Annotated in this window: 18 protein-coding genes; 15 read left to right on the top strand and 3 right to left on the bottom strand. The window is 27.7% G+C overall.

Features of this window, described 5'->3' with window-relative positions:
* Positions 1–317 precede the first annotated feature (317 nt).
* The 6 genes from ACTG45_RS18260 to ACTG45_RS18235 all read left to right on the top strand — a co-directional run bounded on the left by ACTG45_RS18260 (position 318) and on the right by ACTG45_RS18235 (position 5,717).
* Positions 318–1,016, top strand: a complete 699-nt coding sequence (locus ACTG45_RS18260) for a hypothetical protein (protein WP_479919547.1) — start codon at positions 318–320, stop codon at positions 1,014–1,016.
* Between the two features lie 549 nt (positions 1,017–1,565).
* Positions 1,566–1,712: a glycine zipper domain-containing protein gene (locus ACTG45_RS18255; RefSeq protein WP_021386309.1), complete on the top strand. Its 147-nt coding sequence runs from the start codon at positions 1,566–1,568 to the stop codon at positions 1,710–1,712.
* A 707-nt stretch (positions 1,713–2,419) separates the two neighbouring features.
* Entirely contained in the window at positions 2,420–2,821 is a 402-nt protein-coding gene (locus ACTG45_RS18250; protein ID WP_021386311.1) for an RNHCP domain-containing protein, read from the top strand.
* Positions 2,822–2,946: 125 nt separating this feature from the next.
* Positions 2,947–3,891, top strand: coding sequence for a ribosome small subunit-dependent GTPase A (rsgA, locus tag ACTG45_RS18245; RefSeq protein WP_479919546.1), 945 nt, complete (start codon positions 2,947–2,949; stop codon positions 3,889–3,891).
* A 406-nt stretch (positions 3,892–4,297) separates the two neighbouring features.
* Positions 4,298–5,029, top strand: coding sequence for an ABC transporter ATP-binding protein (locus tag ACTG45_RS18240; RefSeq protein ID WP_479919545.1), 732 nt, complete (start codon positions 4,298–4,300; stop codon positions 5,027–5,029).
* Positions 5,022–5,717 carry an ABC transporter permease gene (locus ACTG45_RS18235; protein WP_479919544.1) on the top strand — a complete coding sequence of 232 codons (696 nt, stop codon included), beginning with the start codon at positions 5,022–5,024 and terminating at the stop codon, positions 5,715–5,717. The genes ACTG45_RS18240 and ACTG45_RS18235 overlap by 8 nt, the downstream gene beginning before the upstream one ends.
* 212 nt (positions 5,718–5,929) lie before the next feature.
* Here the strand turns inward: ACTG45_RS18235 and ACTG45_RS18230 are convergent, their stop codons facing one another.
* The gene (locus ACTG45_RS18230; RefSeq protein WP_479917658.1) at positions 5,930–6,886 is read right to left on the bottom strand and encodes a GGDEF domain-containing protein; all 957 of its coding nucleotides are present in this window, start codon (positions 6,884–6,886) and stop codon (positions 5,930–5,932) included.
* A 707-nt stretch (positions 6,887–7,593) separates the two neighbouring features.
* On the opposite strand from ACTG45_RS18230, the gene ACTG45_RS18225 reads away from it, so the two are divergent.
* From ACTG45_RS18225 to ACTG45_RS18200, 6 genes are all read left to right on the top strand, one after another.
* Positions 7,594–8,589, top strand: a complete 996-nt coding sequence (locus ACTG45_RS18225; protein WP_021386331.1) for an ABC transporter ATP-binding protein — start codon at positions 7,594–7,596, stop codon at positions 8,587–8,589.
* Positions 8,576–9,430, top strand: coding sequence for an ABC transporter permease (locus tag ACTG45_RS18220; RefSeq protein WP_479917657.1), 855 nt, complete (start codon positions 8,576–8,578; stop codon positions 9,428–9,430). The genes ACTG45_RS18225 and ACTG45_RS18220 overlap by 14 nt, the downstream gene beginning before the upstream one ends.
* Positions 9,430–10,140, top strand: coding sequence for an ABC transporter permease (locus ACTG45_RS18215; protein WP_479919543.1), 711 nt, complete (start codon positions 9,430–9,432; stop codon positions 10,138–10,140). Before ACTG45_RS18220 ends, ACTG45_RS18215 begins: the two co-directional genes overlap by 1 nt.
* Before the next feature lie 612 nt (positions 10,141–10,752).
* A complete protein-coding gene (gene tnpB / locus ACTG45_RS18210) occupies positions 10,753–11,862 on the top strand; it encodes an IS200/IS605 family element RNA-guided endonuclease TnpB (protein ID WP_479919542.1) in 1,110 nt (369 codons plus the stop codon).
* A 238-nt stretch (positions 11,863–12,100) separates the two neighbouring features.
* Positions 12,101–12,622, top strand: coding sequence for a CDP-alcohol phosphatidyltransferase family protein (locus ACTG45_RS18205; protein ID WP_479919541.1), 522 nt, complete (start codon positions 12,101–12,103; stop codon positions 12,620–12,622).
* Between the two features lie 250 nt (positions 12,623–12,872).
* Entirely contained in the window at positions 12,873–14,252 is a 1,380-nt protein-coding gene (locus ACTG45_RS18200) for an MATE family efflux transporter (protein ID WP_479919540.1), read from the top strand.
* Positions 14,253–14,400: 148 nt separating this feature from the next.
* Here ACTG45_RS18200 and ACTG45_RS18195 read toward each other — a convergent pair whose 3' ends face one another.
* A complete protein-coding gene (locus tag ACTG45_RS18195) occupies positions 14,401–14,526 on the bottom strand; it encodes a hypothetical protein (protein WP_021386290.1) in 126 nt (41 codons plus the stop codon).
* Between the two features lie 330 nt (positions 14,527–14,856).
* On the opposite strand from ACTG45_RS18195, the gene ACTG45_RS18190 reads away from it, so the two are divergent.
* The 3 genes from ACTG45_RS18190 (at position 14,857) to ACTG45_RS18180 (ending at position 17,427) form a co-directional block, all read left to right on the top strand.
* Positions 14,857–15,507, top strand: a complete 651-nt coding sequence (locus ACTG45_RS18190) for a PadR family transcriptional regulator (RefSeq protein WP_479919539.1) — start codon at positions 14,857–14,859, stop codon at positions 15,505–15,507.
* 1 nt (position 15,508) lies between these two features.
* On the top strand, positions 15,509–16,459 hold the full coding sequence (locus ACTG45_RS18185; RefSeq protein WP_021386283.1) for an SDR family NAD(P)-dependent oxidoreductase: 951 nt from the start codon (positions 15,509–15,511) through the stop codon (positions 16,457–16,459).
* A gap of 254 nt (positions 16,460–16,713) precedes the next feature.
* Complete coding sequence (locus ACTG45_RS18180; protein WP_021386284.1) at positions 16,714–17,427, top strand: response regulator transcription factor; 714 nt, start codon at positions 16,714–16,716, stop codon at positions 17,425–17,427.
* 183 nt (positions 17,428–17,610) lie between these two features.
* Here ACTG45_RS18180 and ACTG45_RS18175 read toward each other — a convergent pair whose 3' ends face one another.
* Entirely contained in the window at positions 17,611–19,149 is a 1,539-nt protein-coding gene (locus ACTG45_RS18175; protein ID WP_479919538.1) for an ABC-F family ATP-binding cassette domain-containing protein, read from the bottom strand.
* Positions 19,150–19,382 lie beyond the last annotated feature (233 nt).

The raw sequence follows: 19,382 nt of genomic DNA, 5'->3' as shown, positions 1-19,382 counted from the left end.
CTCGGTGGCAAATTTAGTTTACAAATTAGAATTTTAAAATAATGTTGATTGAGCAAAATGAAGTTTCTGATAACTTATAAGAAATTGTGTAAGTTGAAAATGTTTATATAATACTACAAGAAAAATACTTTAGAAAAACTTGATATTTCCGATAATATATATAACTTGTGACGAATACTGAATTTACTTAGATTATAAAGAATCTCTTATAAAAGAGATTTTACTTTATAGAAATATTGAAGTTGTAAAAAGTAAATGACAATATTTAACTATTAATCTAGACTTAAGAAGTAGTTTATTTTAGGAGGATAAAATTAATGAAGATTTCTAATAAACATGAAAGTCAGTACTCATTTAGTTATAAAAATGATATGATAAATAAAGAAACTAGTGAAAAGATTATTAATAAAAATGCTAATACAGGAAAAGACAATTATCTATCTAATATCATGAGACAAAAACAAGAACTTAATAATCGAATTAGAGATTTGAAAGAGAGACAAGAGATTTATACTAAAAAAATAAATGAGGCGATTAAGAACTTACCTAAGTCAGAAATAAGAGAAACAATTAATGACTTTTCTAATATAGAAATGAGTATAAAAAATAGTGATATAGAAGATGAAAATAAAAATACAATGTTAGATGAAAATTCGACTTATCTAGATATAAATGAGGAGAAAGAATCTTTAATAACTAAAGAGCTCAATGAAGAAATTAAAGATAAGAAATTAAATGATAAAGAATTAGAAGAACTAGAACAAAAAAAGACCGATAAAGAGGTTTACAATAACAATGATAAAGTATCTGAAGATTTGTCTTTATTAGGTAAAACTCGTGAAGAGCTTGAAGGCATGCTTAAAAATTTTATAAATATGACACAAGAAGAAATAAAGAAAATAGAGTCTAGAATAGAAAAATTAGATGAGGATGTTAAAGAATATAAACAAAATTCAAATACTAATATATTTAATAAAATAGATAAACAAAAAAGACATATAAATACATTGGTTTAAGCAGTATGTCTTAAAAAAGTAATTTTAATGTTGACCTTACATGGAAACTTGTCACAATGTCAGATGAGAAAAAACTCTATTTTTTATACAAATAAATACTGTAATTTATCAAGAAATTAAATAAAAATAAGCAAATACTTTGATAAATGATGATAATATTGATACTTATAACTATATAAATTTTAACTTTGGAGTTGGGACAAGTTATACAGAAGAACACTTAAAGGACTTAATAATTGATTGGATAAAAAATGTATTTACAAGCGTTATGTAACAACTTGTAAACTATAATAAAAGCAAAAAATAGGTTTACTTATAATAAATGGAACAAATAATTTTAGCAATTTATTATAATATACTTTCAAAAGGATTACAATATGTGTAAATATTCTAGGAAAGGGAAACACATGTATATGAAACTTGATTTCAAAGCTATAGGGCAAAGACTATAATCTTATAAAATTTAAAGGTGTAAGATATGCGCTTTTAAATTTTATAAGATTATTTTAATATAATATAGATAAATATGGGTAGGAGAGAGTAAGAGATATGAAAGATGAAAATGTAAGTTATTTGGCATTAGGATTATGCTTTGGTGTTATTTTGGGTTTAGTATTTAAAAATCTCGCTATTGGTTTGTCCATGGGGTTAGTTATTGGAGTAGTATTAGATAATAACAAAAACAAAACTAAATAAAGTTTCTATAGTAGAGTATAGCTAAAAATAAGAATTTGTTTTGAGCTTTATAGTAAGATTAATCATAAGGAAAAATACAAAAGATACTTATTATAAAAAATTAATATTGAGCTAATATTAGATTTGATAAGAATCTTAAATGATATAGAGTAAAGAAAAGATATAAACTTAAATGTATGAGTATGTTAAATTGTAGTTGAACATAAGGATATTTTATGGTAAAATATCAATAATATTATTAGAAAAGGAGAGTTTTGCTTGATGTCGGAGTTATATATAATGGTAACCAACAAATAAATAGTTGGAGACATAGATATTCTGTTTAATCAGAATTTTTAAGTGTATTTTTGATACATTTAATTATTGTGTCTTACTCTGCCTTTATAGATAACTAACATATGACAACAAATAATAATATTATATATTACTTTGTTAAATTGTGGTGTAGTGGGCTTTAATCTGCTACACCTTTATTAATTTAACATAGTATTATTTTAAATATAATTATGTTGAAATAGAAAATATTAAATTTTCTAGTCCACAGGAGTTTTCTGTTTTTATGTAGGTAAATATATACTACATAAAAAGGCAGATATAAATACCTGTGGATTTTTTTTGTGAAAAATATAAGATATTGAGTCAATAAAAATGAGCATTATTGAACTTAGTGGAAAGTGTAAGATGTTTATCTTAAGGAGGATTTAAAAATGAATTATACAAATAGAAAACGAGCTTATTATCAGGATAATTCCTGTCTAGATAACTTTATTTGCAAAAAGTGTGGTTGCCTTGTAGTTCCTGAAGGTTCTGGGACACAACATAGAAATCATTGTCCACATTGTCTACATAGTCTTCATGTGGATATTATTCCTGGTGACCGTGCTGCGGATTGTGATGGTAATATGGAACCCATCGGAGTGTGGGTAAGAAAAAATGGAGAGTGGGCAATTATTCATCGTTGCATACGATGTGGTCATCTTAGTTCTAATAGAGTGGCAGCAGATGATAATCAAGTGAAATTGATGTCGATTGCACTAAAACCATTGGCACAACCACCTTTTCCACTGGAAAAAATCACTGAGAAATTAGAAAAGGAGGAAGAAAAATGAAAGATATAAAACAGATTGATTTACAGGAATATGGTCTAGATAACAGTTTTATAGCTCAGAGTATCGAATATAGTGGTCTGTATATTGCACGTATTGTATCACAGGAAAAGAACCTTTATCGTGCGATGTGTGAGAATGGTGAACTTTTTGCAGAGGTATCAGGAAAGTTGCGTTTTGAAGTTACTATACCATCTGACTTCCCAGCTGTTGGAGATTTTGTTATGTTAGACCGATGTACTGATAAAAATGGCAATGCTATTATTCATCATGTGCTTCGTAGAAAAAGCTTGTTCATACGTAAGTCTGCTGGAAAGACAAATGAGGAACAGGTAGTTGTAGCTAACATTGACATTGTTTTTCTATGTATGTCACTAAACAAGGATTTTAACATTCATCGATTAGAGAGGTATCTCTCTATGGCATGGGAAAGTGGGGCAATTCCGGTAATAGTACTCACTAAAGTGGACTTATGTGACAATTTATATCGCAAGTTACATGCAATTAATTCTGTAGCTTTGGGTGTAGATGTAGTTGTTACTTCTTCTATAGAACCAGATGGTTGGAAAGAGCTTTCTAAGTATATTAAATCAGGCTATACTATTGCTTTACTTGGTTCATCAGGAGTTGGAAAATCTTCATTAATTAATTGTATGTTGGGTGAAGAACTTCTAAATACGAAGGAAATTCGCATAGATGATGATAAAGGACGACATGCCACAACTAGACGAGAGTTATTTTTAATATCAGGTGGTGGTATTGTTATTGATACACCAGGTATGCGACAGTTGGGAATGTGGCATGCTTTGGAGGGCTTAGATAAAAGTTTTGCAGATGTAGAAGTTTACTTCGGAAAATGTCGTTTCCGTAATTGTACTCATACTTCAGAGCCAGGTTGTGCTATTTGGGAAGCCATTGCAAATCAGGAACTTTCTCCTAAAAGGTGGGAAGCTTATCGTAAGCTAAAAACTGAAGCAATATTCGCAGATGATAAAAGCAACTATTTGGCGGAAAAAGAAAAGAAATTTAAAAATATTTCAAAGATAAATAAAAAATATTTTAAAAATAAATAAGATAATTAGGATATGAGTGCAGTTGTTTTTATTCTACTCATTCTGTTTACTATGATATTAAGGAATTACCTATATTAGGATTTAAACAATAAAAACAGGAAAGGTTCTTTGTAGAGCCTTTTTTATGGATTTTTTAAGAAAAATTCTCTATAACAGTATCAATTTTAATTAAAAAATATAATCCTTTGACATCACTCTTGAAAATAGAATTATTAAAATATAATAGTCATCATATTGACTATATTTGAAACTTATGATATTCTATAATGGTCAATATGATGACTATTATAAGTTAAAAATAGTTGGTTTATATAACTATATGTAAAGATATATTGCTATTTGTGCTTAGTAACTAAATGCATAGCGAAAAGAAGTTTCTATTAATTAAAAAATGAGGAGATATTATATGGATAATAAAATTATTAATGTTCAAAACTTAACCAAAACTTTTAATGAGAAAGAAGTTATTTATAGATGTAATATGACAGTTCCACAGGGAGTAATTTATGGTTTCTTAGGAGCAAACGGTGCAGGAAAAACAACAATTTTTAAACTTATAACAGGACTATTAAATCCAACTTATGGACAAATAAACATTCTTGGTTTAGATGTTGAAACAAATTATAACAAAATATTGAAACAACTTGGATGTATGATTGAATCTCCTATTTTTTATGACAATCTTTCTGCTACAGAAAATTTAGAAATACACCTTAAATATATGGGTGCTATTGATGCTAATATTGAAAAAACATTAAATGATGTAGGACTTGTTAGTACAGGTAAAAAGCCTGTATCTCAATTTTCTCTTGGCATGAGACAACGATTAGGAATAGCTAGAGCAATTATTCATAAACCACGTATTTTAATACTTGATGAGCCAATAAATGGATTAGATCCAATGGGAATACGTGAAATGAGAGAACTTTTTATAAGACTTGTTCAAGAAGAGAATATGACTATTCTAATATCTAGCCATATTCTTAGTGAAATTGAGTATATGGCAGATATTATTGGTGTGATTGTAAATGGTAGTATTGTAGAAGAAATTACTTTAGCCTCTATTAAGGAAAAATTTCCAAATGGGCTTGAAGATTATTTTTTTAATATTATGAGTGGAGGAAATACTTATGTATAATTTAATGAAGTTAGAATTAAGGCGTACCAATGTTAAAATCTATCTAATAGCTGTGGCAGTCATTACTATGTGTAATTTCTGTATGCTATATATGTTTGCATATATGTCTATGACAGGTTCAGATGGGGAATTTTCTGGTTATATAGGGATACTATCTATTGTTAGTTCTATAAATATGGCATGTTTTTGTGTACTTAGTTCTGTTATGCATTCACGATTTATTATTGATGAATATATTGGCAAACGAGCTGTATTACTATTTTCTTATCCAATTGAAAGAAAAAAGATGTTTTATTCTAAATTCTTATTAGTAACTTTATTTACGGTTGGAGGAATGGTTTTGAGTAATTTACTCATGTTTGTTATATTTTTCTTAAGTGAATCAATTTTTCAAATTGTTAATGATAATCTCTCAATTAGTATAATAAGTAAGTCTATTTTTCTGACATTGCTGATGGCTATTATAGCAGGAGGATTTTCAGCAATAGCAATGTCAATTGGGTTCAAACGTAAATCTGTGCCAACAGCAATTGTAGTAGCAGTAATACTCTGTGCCTTAGTTACTAATATTTTTTCTCTTTCACCTTTTACAATGATACCAACAATTGTTACTACAGTGTTTTCAATAATAGTTTCGTCTATTAGCACTAAATCACTAGCTAATACAATAAATTATTTAGAAGCATAAGCAAAACGAGAGATTAGTTATACTAAAGTCAAATTGAAAAACTATTTATTACATTTGCTTATTAGTATATATCATAGAATATTTTATGAAGAGCATTTGCTTTAAAAGGCAGACGTTAAAACAATCATAAATTTTATATAAGTATCCAAAATGGCATAGAATAAAAACATACCATTTTGGATTTTACTTTATATGTTTTAATATATTTAGAACTAAAACCAACTAAAACTTCCTTTATTATTTCTTTTTGAGTAATACAGAGCATAATCCGATTGTTTGTACAAAGATTGAAAAGTATCTGAGTTATTTTCAAATCTAGAGATACCTATAGAACAAGAATTGCTATTAGAACACAATTCTAAAACTTTTTTTGCTTTATTTTCAACATCTTCTTTCGATTGATTACTATATTCAAAGACAGCAAATTCATCTCCACCAAGTCTTCCAATAATAGCATCATTGACAAATACTTTAGTCAAAATTTTTGAAAAATGTATTAGTATCTCATCTCCTCGAATATGACCAAATATATCGTTTACCTGCTTAAAATTATCTAAATCAAAAATGTAAAAATACCCATGTGAAACAGTTTCAAGCATTTTTTTTATATGTACTTCAAAAAAATGTCGATTATATAGTCCAGTCATAAGGTCTTTTTCTGATTTTTGCTTAAATTCATTTGCCATTGCTAATGCTTCTTGTGCTTTTTCAGCTATTGTTTTAGGATAATACTCATCTTTCATTTGGTCAAAGTTTGGAATAGAATGATGCACATGAATAAGTCTAATTATATCATCTATAACTTTGTATACCATTGTAAAGCGAGTATCCATTTCTATATAGACATCTTTTCCTAAATAATTTTTTTCTATTACCCAAAGAGTCCCATATACTATAAAAGTTTCATCTGTGACTTTGGTACATGAATACCATTCATCTATAATTTCAAAGTCTATCTGTTCTGATTCTTTTTGATCCTTTTTAAGATTTATAATAAATTCTTCTAATGTTTCATAAAATTCATGCTTTCCTGTTCCAATTAATGTAAGGTTATCCTCTAATAAGGAGATAATAAATTTAATACCTTCTTCTTCTGGATTTAAAACATAAATATGCCAAATCTTTTTTGATAAATCATTTAATCTTTTTTGTATCGTATTATTTTCCATACATTACCTCCTTAAGATTTGCAGTTTATAGTTTTAGTGTATTATAAATTAAACTATTATTACAATATTATAATATAGAACTAAATAAATTGCATTATGTGTAGAGAGAAGTATGTTTTTTATAATAAATTTATTATAGAAAAGTAATCAATTTTAATAGAAGCATTACATTTTAAAACTATAAAGAAAAATGGTAAATTAGATTTGAATTTAACTATGAAGAAATAAAATAAATCTAAATGCATTAGAGTTTTAATCTATACTTGAACATAAATAATCTTTATGATATGATGTCAATAATAATACTATGAAAGGAGTGCCTTGATGTCGGAGTTATATAATGGTAACCAACAATTAAATAGTTGGAGACACATATATTCTATATAATCAGAATTTTTAAGTGTATTTTTGATACATTTAATTTGTGTGTCTTATTCTGCCTTTATAGATAACTGACATATGACAACAGATAGTATTTGAAATATATATTACTTTGTTAAATTATGGTGTAGTAGGCTTTAATCTGCTACACTTTTATTAATTTTGCATAGTATTATTTTGATTATAATTATGTTGAAATAGAAAGTATTAACTTTTCTAGTCCACAGGAGTTTTCTGTTTTTGTGCTGGTCAATACATGCACAGAAAAAGGCAGATATACCTGTGGGCTTTTTTTATATAAATTATGAAATATGGAGGTAGTTGAAATGAGTATAATTGAACTTAGGCAACTGACTAAATCTTATAAAAGATTTGAGAAAGAGCCAGGGCTTATGGGAAGTGTAAAATCTTTATTTAACAGGAAATACACAGAGAAAACAGCTATATCATCATTTGATTTAGAAGTAGAGGAAGGTGAATTTGTTGGATTAATAGGGCAAAACGGAGCTGGGAAAACTACTCTTGTTAAGATGTTAACTGGTATTATTGCACCATCTTCTGGAGATATATCCGTTATGGGTTATTATCCTAATAAGTTGGAAAACAACTTTAAAAAACAGTACGCTGTTGTTATGGGACAAAAAAGTCAACTATTCTTTGAATTGACACCAGCAGATACATTTCTTTTATTTAAAGAGCTATATGATATATCTAATGAAGAATATAAAAGAAATTTAGATTACTTTATTGAATTATTTGAGGTATCAGACTATTTAAATGTACAAGTTAGAACACTTTCTTTAGGAGAGAGAATGAAGATGGAGCTAATAGTAGCTCTTCTTCATAATCCTAAAATATTGTTTTTGGATGAACCAACAATAGGTCTAGATGCTGTAGCACAAAAACAAATTAGATATTTTCTAAAGGAAGTGAATGAAACAAAGGGAACTACTATTATACTTACTTCTCATTATATGGAGGATATTAAGAGCTTATGTAGTAGAAGTATCGTTGTAGAAAATAGTCATAAAATATATGATGGTTCTACAGAAGAATTGTTTAATCATTTCCAAAAATATAAAAAAATAACAGTTAGTTTCGCTGATGAAACTGATATTAAATTTCCGAAAGATTGTAAAATCATTGAGCAAACAAAGCATAAGATATCAGTAGTTATGCCAAAAGAAAGAGGAAATGAAACTGTTAAATGGATTTTTGATAATTATGATGTCAAGGATATGATAATTGAAGAAGAAGATATAGGTAATATTGTAGAGAGAATATATAAGAAAGGAAGTGAGGAATATCGTGAGCAACTATAATCAGGTATATTCTAGTCATTCAATGTTTTATAAATTTAAACAAAATATACGAAGATATTATGAAGTAGCCAAAATTAATTTCAAAGTACAACTTATCTGGAGATTTGATGTAGTAGTTAATATGATGTTTACTATTATAAAAATTTTATTTGCTTATATCTTATGGAAAGCAGTTTTTGGTGAAAATAAAATAGTTTCTGGCTTTACATTTAATTCAATGTTGTCTTATTACATAATAAGCTCATTTTTATCAGGTATTGATATGTCAAAGAGTACTAGTGAAGAGATATGTAATCGTGTAAAATTAGGTACATTTTCAAAATATATGATTATTCCAATTAATGTTCAAAATTATTTTATTGCTAAAAATTTTGGAATGACATGTTTCTATTTTGTATTTAATCTGATTTCTGCTTTTGTATGGATTTTCATATTTAAGTTGGATTTTGCTTTTACATCTAATCCAGTTCAAATATTTATTTCAATTTTAATGATTTTTTTAGGGCTTGTTTTTATGATGCAACTTCATTTCTTTATTGGAATTTTGTCGTTTAAATTTCTTGAGATTGGATTTTTTAGAATGATAATTGAAAATATCTCTGAATTTGTTACAGGAACAATGATACCACTAATACTTTTGCCAGAAGTTGTAGTATCAGTTATGAAGATATTTCCATTTTATTATACAGCTTATTTACCATCTATGTTACTAATAGATAGAAACAGCAGTGAGGCAACACAAGGATTGATTATTATAGCATTATGGGTTTTATTCTTTTTTATAGTGAATAAAATCATATATAAAAGAATGAGAACATTATTTGATGGGGCGGGGATATAATGAAAAAAAATTTCAAAATAATATTTATGTTACTAAAGATGAAATTATCAAAGATGATGGTATTTAGGTTTGATTTTTTTGGAGCATTTTTTGTAGATAGTTCATTATTTATATTACAATTATTAATGTTTAATGGTATATATTCTCATATAGACTCAATAGGGGGTTGGCAACATGGAGAAATGCTAATATTTATAGGAACTTTTTCATTAATAAATGCAATAAATATGACGATTTTCTTTTTTGGTATTTATGATATTCCAAGAAAAATTCAAGAAGGAGAATTAGATTACTATATTACAAAACCAATAGACCCACTATTTAGATTGACATTTGAAAATATTAATATTGGTTCATCGCCATTAATTTTGGCAAGTATACTTATAGTTTTATATGGGGTATCTGAATTAAATCCAAGGATAACTTATATCACAATAATAATGTATATCTGCATGGTACTATTGATGACATTACTTTTTTATGATGTAGGGATTATACTTCGAACAGTTTCATTTTTTGTTATATCTTCTTCTGCTATAATGAGATTAGAAGATAATTTATTACCAATGAACATGAAAATTCCTGGTGTAATATATGAAGGTGTTTTTAAATTATTATTCTATTTAATTTTACCATATGGAATTATGTCAACAATTCCAACTCAAATTTTGGCTGGTACAATAACAATGAATGGATTGATTAAAAAATAGCTACGCACACTTGTGACTTTAGTCGTGAGTTAGTAGCTAAAATAGTCGGCATATAGGGAAACTTATATGTAGAGATAGGATAGAACCTATCCAATACTACTTGAATTGCTGGAAACCCCTAAAGCTAACCAAACTAAAACATAAGGATGAAATAAACCTAAGTGTGAAAGTTACGAAAGTAGAAAAAATTGGTTAGATGGTATAAGGTTAAACCCTAAGTACTTTAAAATGGGCAATCAGCAGGTAAACTCCGAATAGGAGAAACTTCAACGACTATTCCTCCTGAGGGAAGTACACTACAAGTTATCGGTAGTGGAAGTGGGTAGACCTTAACGGATAATGCCGAAGGATAAGATATAGTCTGTGCTTGCATGAAAGTGTAAGAAGTTCATAAGAGAACTGCATAGGTAGTAGCGAACTTATGTGAACGACAACCTCAAAAATGATAAAAGTTAGAACTTACGGTTCTTACATATGTTATTTAAAAATAAATATAAAACCTTCGAAATAATTGTTTTAAATAATTACGTTTGTTAATATTATAATGGGTGATGAAAAATAGAAGTTACTCGGATATGTATATTAATAATCATAAAAAACAATTAAAGTGAGGTGATAGTAGTGGAAAAAGCTTATAAGTTTAGAATGTATCCAAATAAAAAACAGCAAGAGTTAATTAACAAAACTTTTGGATGTTGTAGATTTGTATATAATAAGTATCTTGCTAAAAAAATAGAAGTTTATGAAAACAATAAAGAAACTTTTACTTATAAACAGTGTAGTTCTGATTTGACCAATTTAAAAAGAGAATTAGAGTGGCTTAAAGAACCTGACAAATTTTCACTACAAAATACCTTAAAAGATTTAGAAAACGCATATAAAAAATTCTTTAAAAAAAATGCAGGATTTCCTAAATTTAAATCAAAGAAAACTAATAGATTTTCATATAGAACTAACTTTACAAATGGAAACATTATGTACTTTAGTCAATATATAAAATTACCTAAACTTGGTATGGTTAAAGTAAGGGATAAACAAGTACCTCAAGGGAGAATACTTAATGCTACAGTATCCAAAGAACCAAGTGGTAAATATTATGTATCATTATGTTGTACTGATATAGATATTGAAGCATTTGAAAATACTAATAATCAGATAGGTTTAGATTTAGGAATTAAAGAATTTTGTATCTCAAGTTGTGGACAATTTATAGAAAATCCTAAGTATCTTCAAAAGTCATTAAATAAACTTTCTAAATTACAAAGAGAACTATCGAGAAAAACAATTGGTAGTTTAAATAGAAATAAAGCAAGGTTAAAAGTTGCAAGACTTCAAGAACATATAGCTAATCAAAGGAAGGATTTTCTACAAAAACTATCTACTAAATTAATACGAGAGAATGATATTATTTGCATAGAAGATTTACAAGTAAAGAATATGACTAGAAATCGTAAATTATCTCGCTTAATTTCTGATGTGTCATGGTCAGAGTTTGTTCGTCAATTAGAATACAAGGCTAATTGGTATGGTAGACAAATTGTAAAGGTAGGTAAATTCTTTGCAAGTTCACAAATATGCAATAAATGTGGGTACAAAAACGAGGAAATGAAGAATTTAAATATAAGAGAATGGATTTGTCCTTGTTGTAATGAAACTCATGATAGAGATATAAATGCAAGTATAAATATATTAAAAGAAGGGTTAAGACTAATAACAGTTTAAAATAGATAACGTATGTAAGAACCGTAGGAACTACGGGGATAGCCTGTGGAGAGTTTGTAAGACATATTTTAGTATGCAAAATTCTATGAAGCAGGAACCCTGTGACTTTAGTCATGGGAGGTTCAGATATTCAATCTTAATTGTATTCTTGTTTACATTGTTTATGTGGAGATTTTGGAAGTTAGGTATGAGGCATTATAAAAGTGCAAGTAGTTAACAATTTTACAGCTTTGAGGTGATGAGAATTAAAAATATAGCAAATATTATTACTATACTTAGAATTATTTTATCAATAGTATTACTTAAAACAGAAGTATTCTCTAATTTATTTTTTATAATCTATATTGTTTGTGGATTAAGTGACTTTTTAGATGGATATATAGCTAGAAAAATGAATCTAACAAGTGAATTTGGCTCAAGGCTTGATAGCATAGCAGATATATGTTTTGTAATCTCCACATCTGTTATTATGCTTCCCATAATAAATATACCAAAGTATATAGTGTTATGGGTAGTAGTAATTGCTATCATTCGTATTACATCAATAATTATAGTAATTTATAAATACAATACATTTTTTATATTACACACATATGGAAATAAAATATCTGGATTTATGTTGTTCTGTTTCCCTTTATTTTATAATTTGGCTAACATAAGTTTGTTTACTAGTATGATTTGTGTTGTAGCAAGCATCTCGGCTATTGAAGAAGTAATGATACATATATTTTCTAAAGAGTTGAAAAAAGATACTATGTGAATGTTCATAAGTAAACACGTTTCATGTGATACTAAACAATAAAAACAAGTGTTAGTGATTAAAATCATAAAATGCTTGGAGTAAAGGTTAAGAAGTTATTTTTAGATATTATGATAACGTATAATAGCAAGATTAATTAAAAATCTATTCAAGCAATTAGATATAATCTTTATGGAGAAAGGGGGTCTTTTAATGCCTAATAGGTTGGATATAATTTTAGATATAAGTAATGTACAAGAGAATGAATTGAATGAGTGATATATTTTATTCAGAAAATCGAAAGCAAGATAATCTTCATGCTCAGAATAATTTACTTGCACAAAGGTTTAATTTGTTTTCTCTATTAAAATTTGCATTTCCCACTATTTTTATGATGATTTTTATGGGGCTATATACAATTGTTGATACTATATTCGTTTCAAGATTTGTTAATACAAATGCTTTATCAGCAATTAATATTGTATGCCCTATTATTAATATTATCGTTGGACTTGGAACTATGCTTGCTACTGGGGGGAGTGCTATAGTAGCTCGTAAGATGGGTAATGGTGAGACTGATGAAGCAAAGAAAGTTTTTACTTTAATCGTATTATTTGGAGTTGTACTTGGGATGATAATTACTGGTATTGGGATTGTATTTATGGATTATATTATTATATGGTTAGGAGCAAGTGAGATTTTGATTAAATATTGTCGCTCGTATCTTTTTATTATTTTGATTTTTGCTTCTGCTAATATATTACAAGTATTATTTCAAAGTCTATTTGTGACAGCTGGGAAACCAAAGTTTGGATTATGGTTAGTGATAGGTGCAGGGTGCACTAATATAATTTTAGATTATGTGTTCATTGTTCCATTACAAATGGGTATTGGTGGAGCAGCACTTGCAACAGGTATAGGATATTTAATTCCTGCTATTGCAGGGTTAGTTTTCTTTTCAAAAAGTAACGGGGTACTTAAATTTTGTATACCTAAAGTAGATAAGAAAGTATTGTTTGAGGCTTGTTTTAACGGTTCATCTGAAATGGTGAGTCAATTATCAACAGCAGTTACCACTTTTTTATTTAATATTATAATGATGAAGTTGATTGGTGAAGATGGAGTTGCAGCTATTACAATAATTATTTATTCTCAGTTCCTTTTAACTTCAATTTATATTGGCTTTTCAATGGGAGTTGCTCCAATAATAAGTTATAATTATGGAAGTAGAAATAATGTACAGTTAAAGTACATTTTTAAAATTTGTATATTATTTATCTCAGTAGCTTCTTTAGTGGTATTTGTTTTTTCTATGATATGTTCACCAAGTATAGTAGAGATTTTTTCTCAAAGAGGAAGCAATGTTTATAAGATTACAAGGTCCGGATTTTATATATTTTCTTTTAGTTTTATTTTCTGTGGATTCAATATTTTTACATCATCTATGTTTACAGCACTATCAAATGGAAAAATATCTGCAATACTATCTTTTTTACGCACGTTTGGTTTTATAACTATAGGTTTGCTGATATTACCAAATATATTGGATATATATGGTATATGGCTAGCAGTACCAATTGCTGAGCTATTAACTTTATTTTTAACAGTTAGTTTTATATATAAATATAAGAATAAGTATAACTATATATAAGAACAATTATAGTTAACATATATCTTTTTTAACTGTGTATCATTTAGTCCATAAATAACGATTTTTCCGTTATTTATGGGCTTTTATTGTATTTCTTCTTTTGAATTTATTCCTTTATGGCAAGTCTGTTCTTAACAACATTACAATTTTAATTTTTTTTTAATATTTTGTTATTCATATATTGCATAATCAAATCAGCACCAAATTCATTACTACCTGTACTTCTAATTTCTTTTAACCAAGAATCAGTCATTAACTCAACACCGTTTGACACTTTTCTAGTCCATCTGTAACATATCCATTTAAAACAGAATATGCTTAATCTTCGGCTGGAGTTAATAAATTCTTTCATCAGAATTTCATTAGGAGCTGGTGCAGTAATAATCCTAACAATAGGCTTATTGAACCTTTCTGCTATATGCTTCCCTAAAAAGAAAAGATATTCATAAATAATTAAGTCAAATTTATGGGCTACTTTTATAGATGATTGATAGACATTTTTTATTAGTAGATAGAGCCTGAAGACATTACCTTAGTTTTTTTAGTGGTTGATTTTATCTATTAGGGATGTTACTATTAGTAATATAAAAGGAGAGTAAGTAAAATGGATAAAATTATTTTAGGATTACTTATGTTTAAGAAACTAACAATTTATGAAATAAGAAACATCATAGAAATAAATTTCACTTCAATGTGTAGCAATAGTATGGGAAGCATTCAAGCTGCAATAAAAAAATTACTTGAAAAGAAAATGATAGTATATGAAGAAATTATTGAAAATAGTGTAAATAAGAAATTTTATGTATTAACTGATGAAGGGAAATTATGGTTTTTAAAATGGGTACAGACTGCTATGATCTCAGGCAAAATGAAGGATATGGAATTAAGTAAACTATTTTTTATGGGTTTTGTGCCAACGAAAAAAAGATTATCATTAATAGAATCTTATCTTGTAGACCTCAAAAAAGAAAGAGAGCAGTTAGAGAATATCAAAAAACAAGACATCAATATTGCAAAATTACAGTTCATTACTTGTATAGAAGAAAACCAAGCACAGTTTAATCACTTTTCACAAGACACTGAACCTTCTGACATGCAAAGAGATATTCAAGATATAATTGATTTTGAATTATTGACTTTACAGTTTGGGATTGATAGGACAAATTTTGAAATAGAATGGTTTGAGAACTTAAAGAAAAAACTAATTAATGAATGCTCAAAGAATGGTCATAATCAAGAAAAAGGGGGTAGCTAGTGTGAAAAGAATTGTAATCATAACTGGAGCTAATTCAGGAATAGGGAAGGCAGCAGCATTTAAGTTTGCATCAGAAGGTTATAGGGTCATAATGGCATGTCGAAATATTAAGACTAGTGAAGCAGTGCATGAAGAACTTATTGATAGGACTAAAAATACTAATATAGATTTGCTTCAACTTGATATTTCATCAAAACAATCAATTTATAGTTTTTGTGAGATGTATAAGAATAAATATGGTGTTCTAGATATTTTAATTCATAATGCTGGACATTTCAGACATGGAGAAAAAAGATTTCAAAAAAGTATTGATGGTGTGGAACTAACCTTTGCTACCAATCTATTTGGGCCAGTTCTCATGACTGAGTTATTATTGGATGTACTTGCTAAATCAAATAATCCTAAAATTCTAAATGTTTGTAGCACAAATATAAAACATTTTTTTGATGAAAGAAGAAAAATTAATTTTGGAGTTTTAAGTGGGGAAGCCATAGAGGATAAACAATATAATTCATATCAAATTTATGGGGATTCTAAAATGGCTTTACTTATGGCTACAACTATGATGAAACAAAAATACAAGCCTTATAATATAAGTGTAAATGCAATTATGGTTCCAGCAACAAAAATGAGTAAAGAAACAATTAATAAGTTTAATTCTTATTGGAAAACACTTGCATTTTTACAAAACCTTATTATACTAGAGCCAGAAACTATTGGAAAGGCTTACTTTTCAATTTGTACCTCTAATGTTTATACAGGTATTACTGGAAAACTAATAAATCATCGAGGTCAAATTGTTAAAATGGCTGATGATTCAATATCATTTATAAAAATTATTACAAGCAAAGAGGTTTATCCGCCTTATGTCAATAATAAAGAGGCAATAGATAAGGTGTGGGCTGTATGCAAACAGTATATCGAAAATGCTAAGTGTAGTTTGCTATCGTAATATATATAATTAACGAAATTATTACATAAACAATATAATTTCATTAATATTGAAATTGTTAAAACGAGAGAGTGTCTTTGCTAATTCTGATAAGTTTTTATTTTACTGCTTAAATTAATATGAGAAAAGTTATGATTAATTAGAATTTAATTTATAATTGATTTTATTTAATTATTTGAATATACTTTAAGCAGAACATAGAGAGCGATAGAATTAAATAGAAAAAAATAACTCTTTATAGGAGCGATTTTAATATGGAGACATACTTTAATAAAAAAATATTACTTGTTGATGATGAGAAAGATATAATAAATCTAATTGAAGAAGTTTTGATAAAGGATGGTTTTAAAAATATTGTTAAAGCTTATAATGGTTTAGATGCTATTTCTTTGTGTAAGACAGAATGTCCAGATGTCATTATTCTTGACATAATGTTACCAGATGTGGATGGGATAGAAGTGTGTAAAAAAATTAGAGAGTTCTCATACTGCTCAATTCTTTTTCTTTCATCAAAAGATGATGATATTGACAAAATACTTGGTCTTAGTAGTGGTGGGGATGATTATATAACGAAGCCATTTAGTCCAAGAGAGGTTGTCTTTCGAGTTAAAGCTCAATTGCGTAGACAACAGTACCAAAGCATTATACCATCGGATGATGTAGTTATTAAGTTAGGTAATATTACTATTGATACAGAAGGATGTCGTGTATATAAAAATGGAGATGAAATTGAGTTAACAGGAAGAGAATATCAACTTTTAAGTTACATGGCTCAAAATGTAAATAAAATTATAGGAAAAGAAAGGCTTTATGAACAAGTGTGGGGTGTATATAGCAGTATCTGTGATAATACAATTATGGTACATATACGACATATAAGAGAAAAAATTGAAGATAATCCTTCAAATCCTAAAGTACTTATAACAGTTAAAGGTCTAGGATATAAACTTGTGAATAGAGTTGATTAGAACAAATTTTAATATTAATAGGCACTCCTAAACAAGTGCCTATTAATATTTGTATCTTAGCAATAGACTTTATACTCTTGTAGACATTTATTCTTTAAAGTTTCCTAGCAATGAAACTTTAACTAAAATATTAATACATGTATTGAAGTACTAATTAAACAATATATCATATAACATATAAATTTATATTAATTGTTTTTCTATATTAAATACCTTATCAATCCAACCTTTATAAAATTTTTCTTCATGAGAGACTAGTATGATACTTCCTTTAAACTGTTTTAAAGCACTTTGTAAAGCATCCTTTGTTTCAGCATCAAAATGGTTGGTTGGTTCATCTAGAATCAAAAAATTGCAAGGAGATAACATCATACAACATAATTTAACCTTAGATTGTTCACCACCACTCAAAGTAGATACACTCCTTGAGACATGCTCTTCCTTTACACCACATCTGGCTAGATGACGTCTAATTTCTTTTGTATTAAATTTTGGATACTTATCTGCCACTATTTGAAGGGGTGTCTTAGTAGGATTTTCCCATTTTAAATCTTGCTCATAATAACCAATTTTAACTTGCTCTGAAAACTGAAAACTTCCAGAGATACAAGGAATATCTTTAACTAATGTCTTTAATAAAGTTGACTTACCAATTCCATTAAATCCAGTTATAACTATTTTTTGACCTCCATCAACAGAGAAATTTAATTTTGGAAGTAAAGAATAGTAGTAGCCAACCTCAAGATTAGTTACTGTAAGAGCATTTTGAGCAGATATTTCAGTCTCTGAAAATTGAATATTTGGTTTTCCTACAAAACTAGGAGGAGCTATTCTTTCTATTTTATCCAATTGTTTTTGTCTTCCTCTTGCAATTTTCGAATTAACTCCAGCTTTATTTTTACGTATAAATATCTCTTCTTTTTCTATTTTCTTTTGTTGTGCATGATATCTTCGAATATAATCTTCTCTTAAGTGTGATTTTTGCTTAAGGAACTCTGAATATTTTCCATGATATTTCTTAATCATTCCAAATTCTATATCAAGAATACCTGTAGAAATTTTTTCTAGAAAATCAAAATCGTGAGAAACCACAATAAATGCACCACTAAATGTGCTTAAATAGTTAGCAAGCCATTCAACATGTTCTTTATCTAAAAAGTTTGTTGGCTCATCTAATAATAAAACTTCATGATTAGAAAGTAGTAATTTTGCTAAGATTACTTTTGCTCTTTGTCCACCACTAAGTTCTCCAACAACACGATTCATTCCTATTGAATCTAATCCAAGACCAGTTGCTATTCTGTTCACTTCATTGTCTATAGAATAGAAGTTGTTTGCTATTAATAATTCTTGATACTCTGATGCTTTAATTAGTTGTTGCTCATTTCCAGATAGAGCACTTTCTTGATATAGAAAGTTCATCTCCTTTTCTATTTTATAAAGTTCTTCAAAGGCAGTGTGTAAATAGAGGGATATTGTTGTATCTCTATTAATTTCTGCATATTGGTCTAAATGACCTATTTTGATACTAGTTTGCCACTTGATTTCTCCTTCATCTGGAATAACTTCTCCTAATAAAATTTTAATTAAGGTACTTTTACCTACACCATTTTGACCAACTATACCAATATGTTCACCTTTGAATAAATCAAAGTTAGCTTTTTCATACAGTGACTTATCCATAAAACCTTGTGATAAATTAGTTACTTTTAATAAACTCATAATTCAAACTCCTTTTCTTTTATTAAAAAATTTATGAAAATAAAAAAAGCAGAGGAAAGGCATTTTAAAATGCCGACCTCTGCTTTTGGAAAAACAAAAGGTCATAGACAAGCATTGTTGTCTATGACCAGAAAATCTATATATCTATCGGCAAATAGGCGATTTTAAATAAGCATAGCAGAAAACTATACTATCCAACCTATATTTGCCGATGAAGATAGAAAGCTCTAAGC

It is taken from the genome of Clostridioides sp. LIBA-7602 (assembly GCF_056688945.1).
Note: the sequence above shows the minus strand (reverse complement) of the source record. Positions and strands in the feature narration are given on the sequence as shown.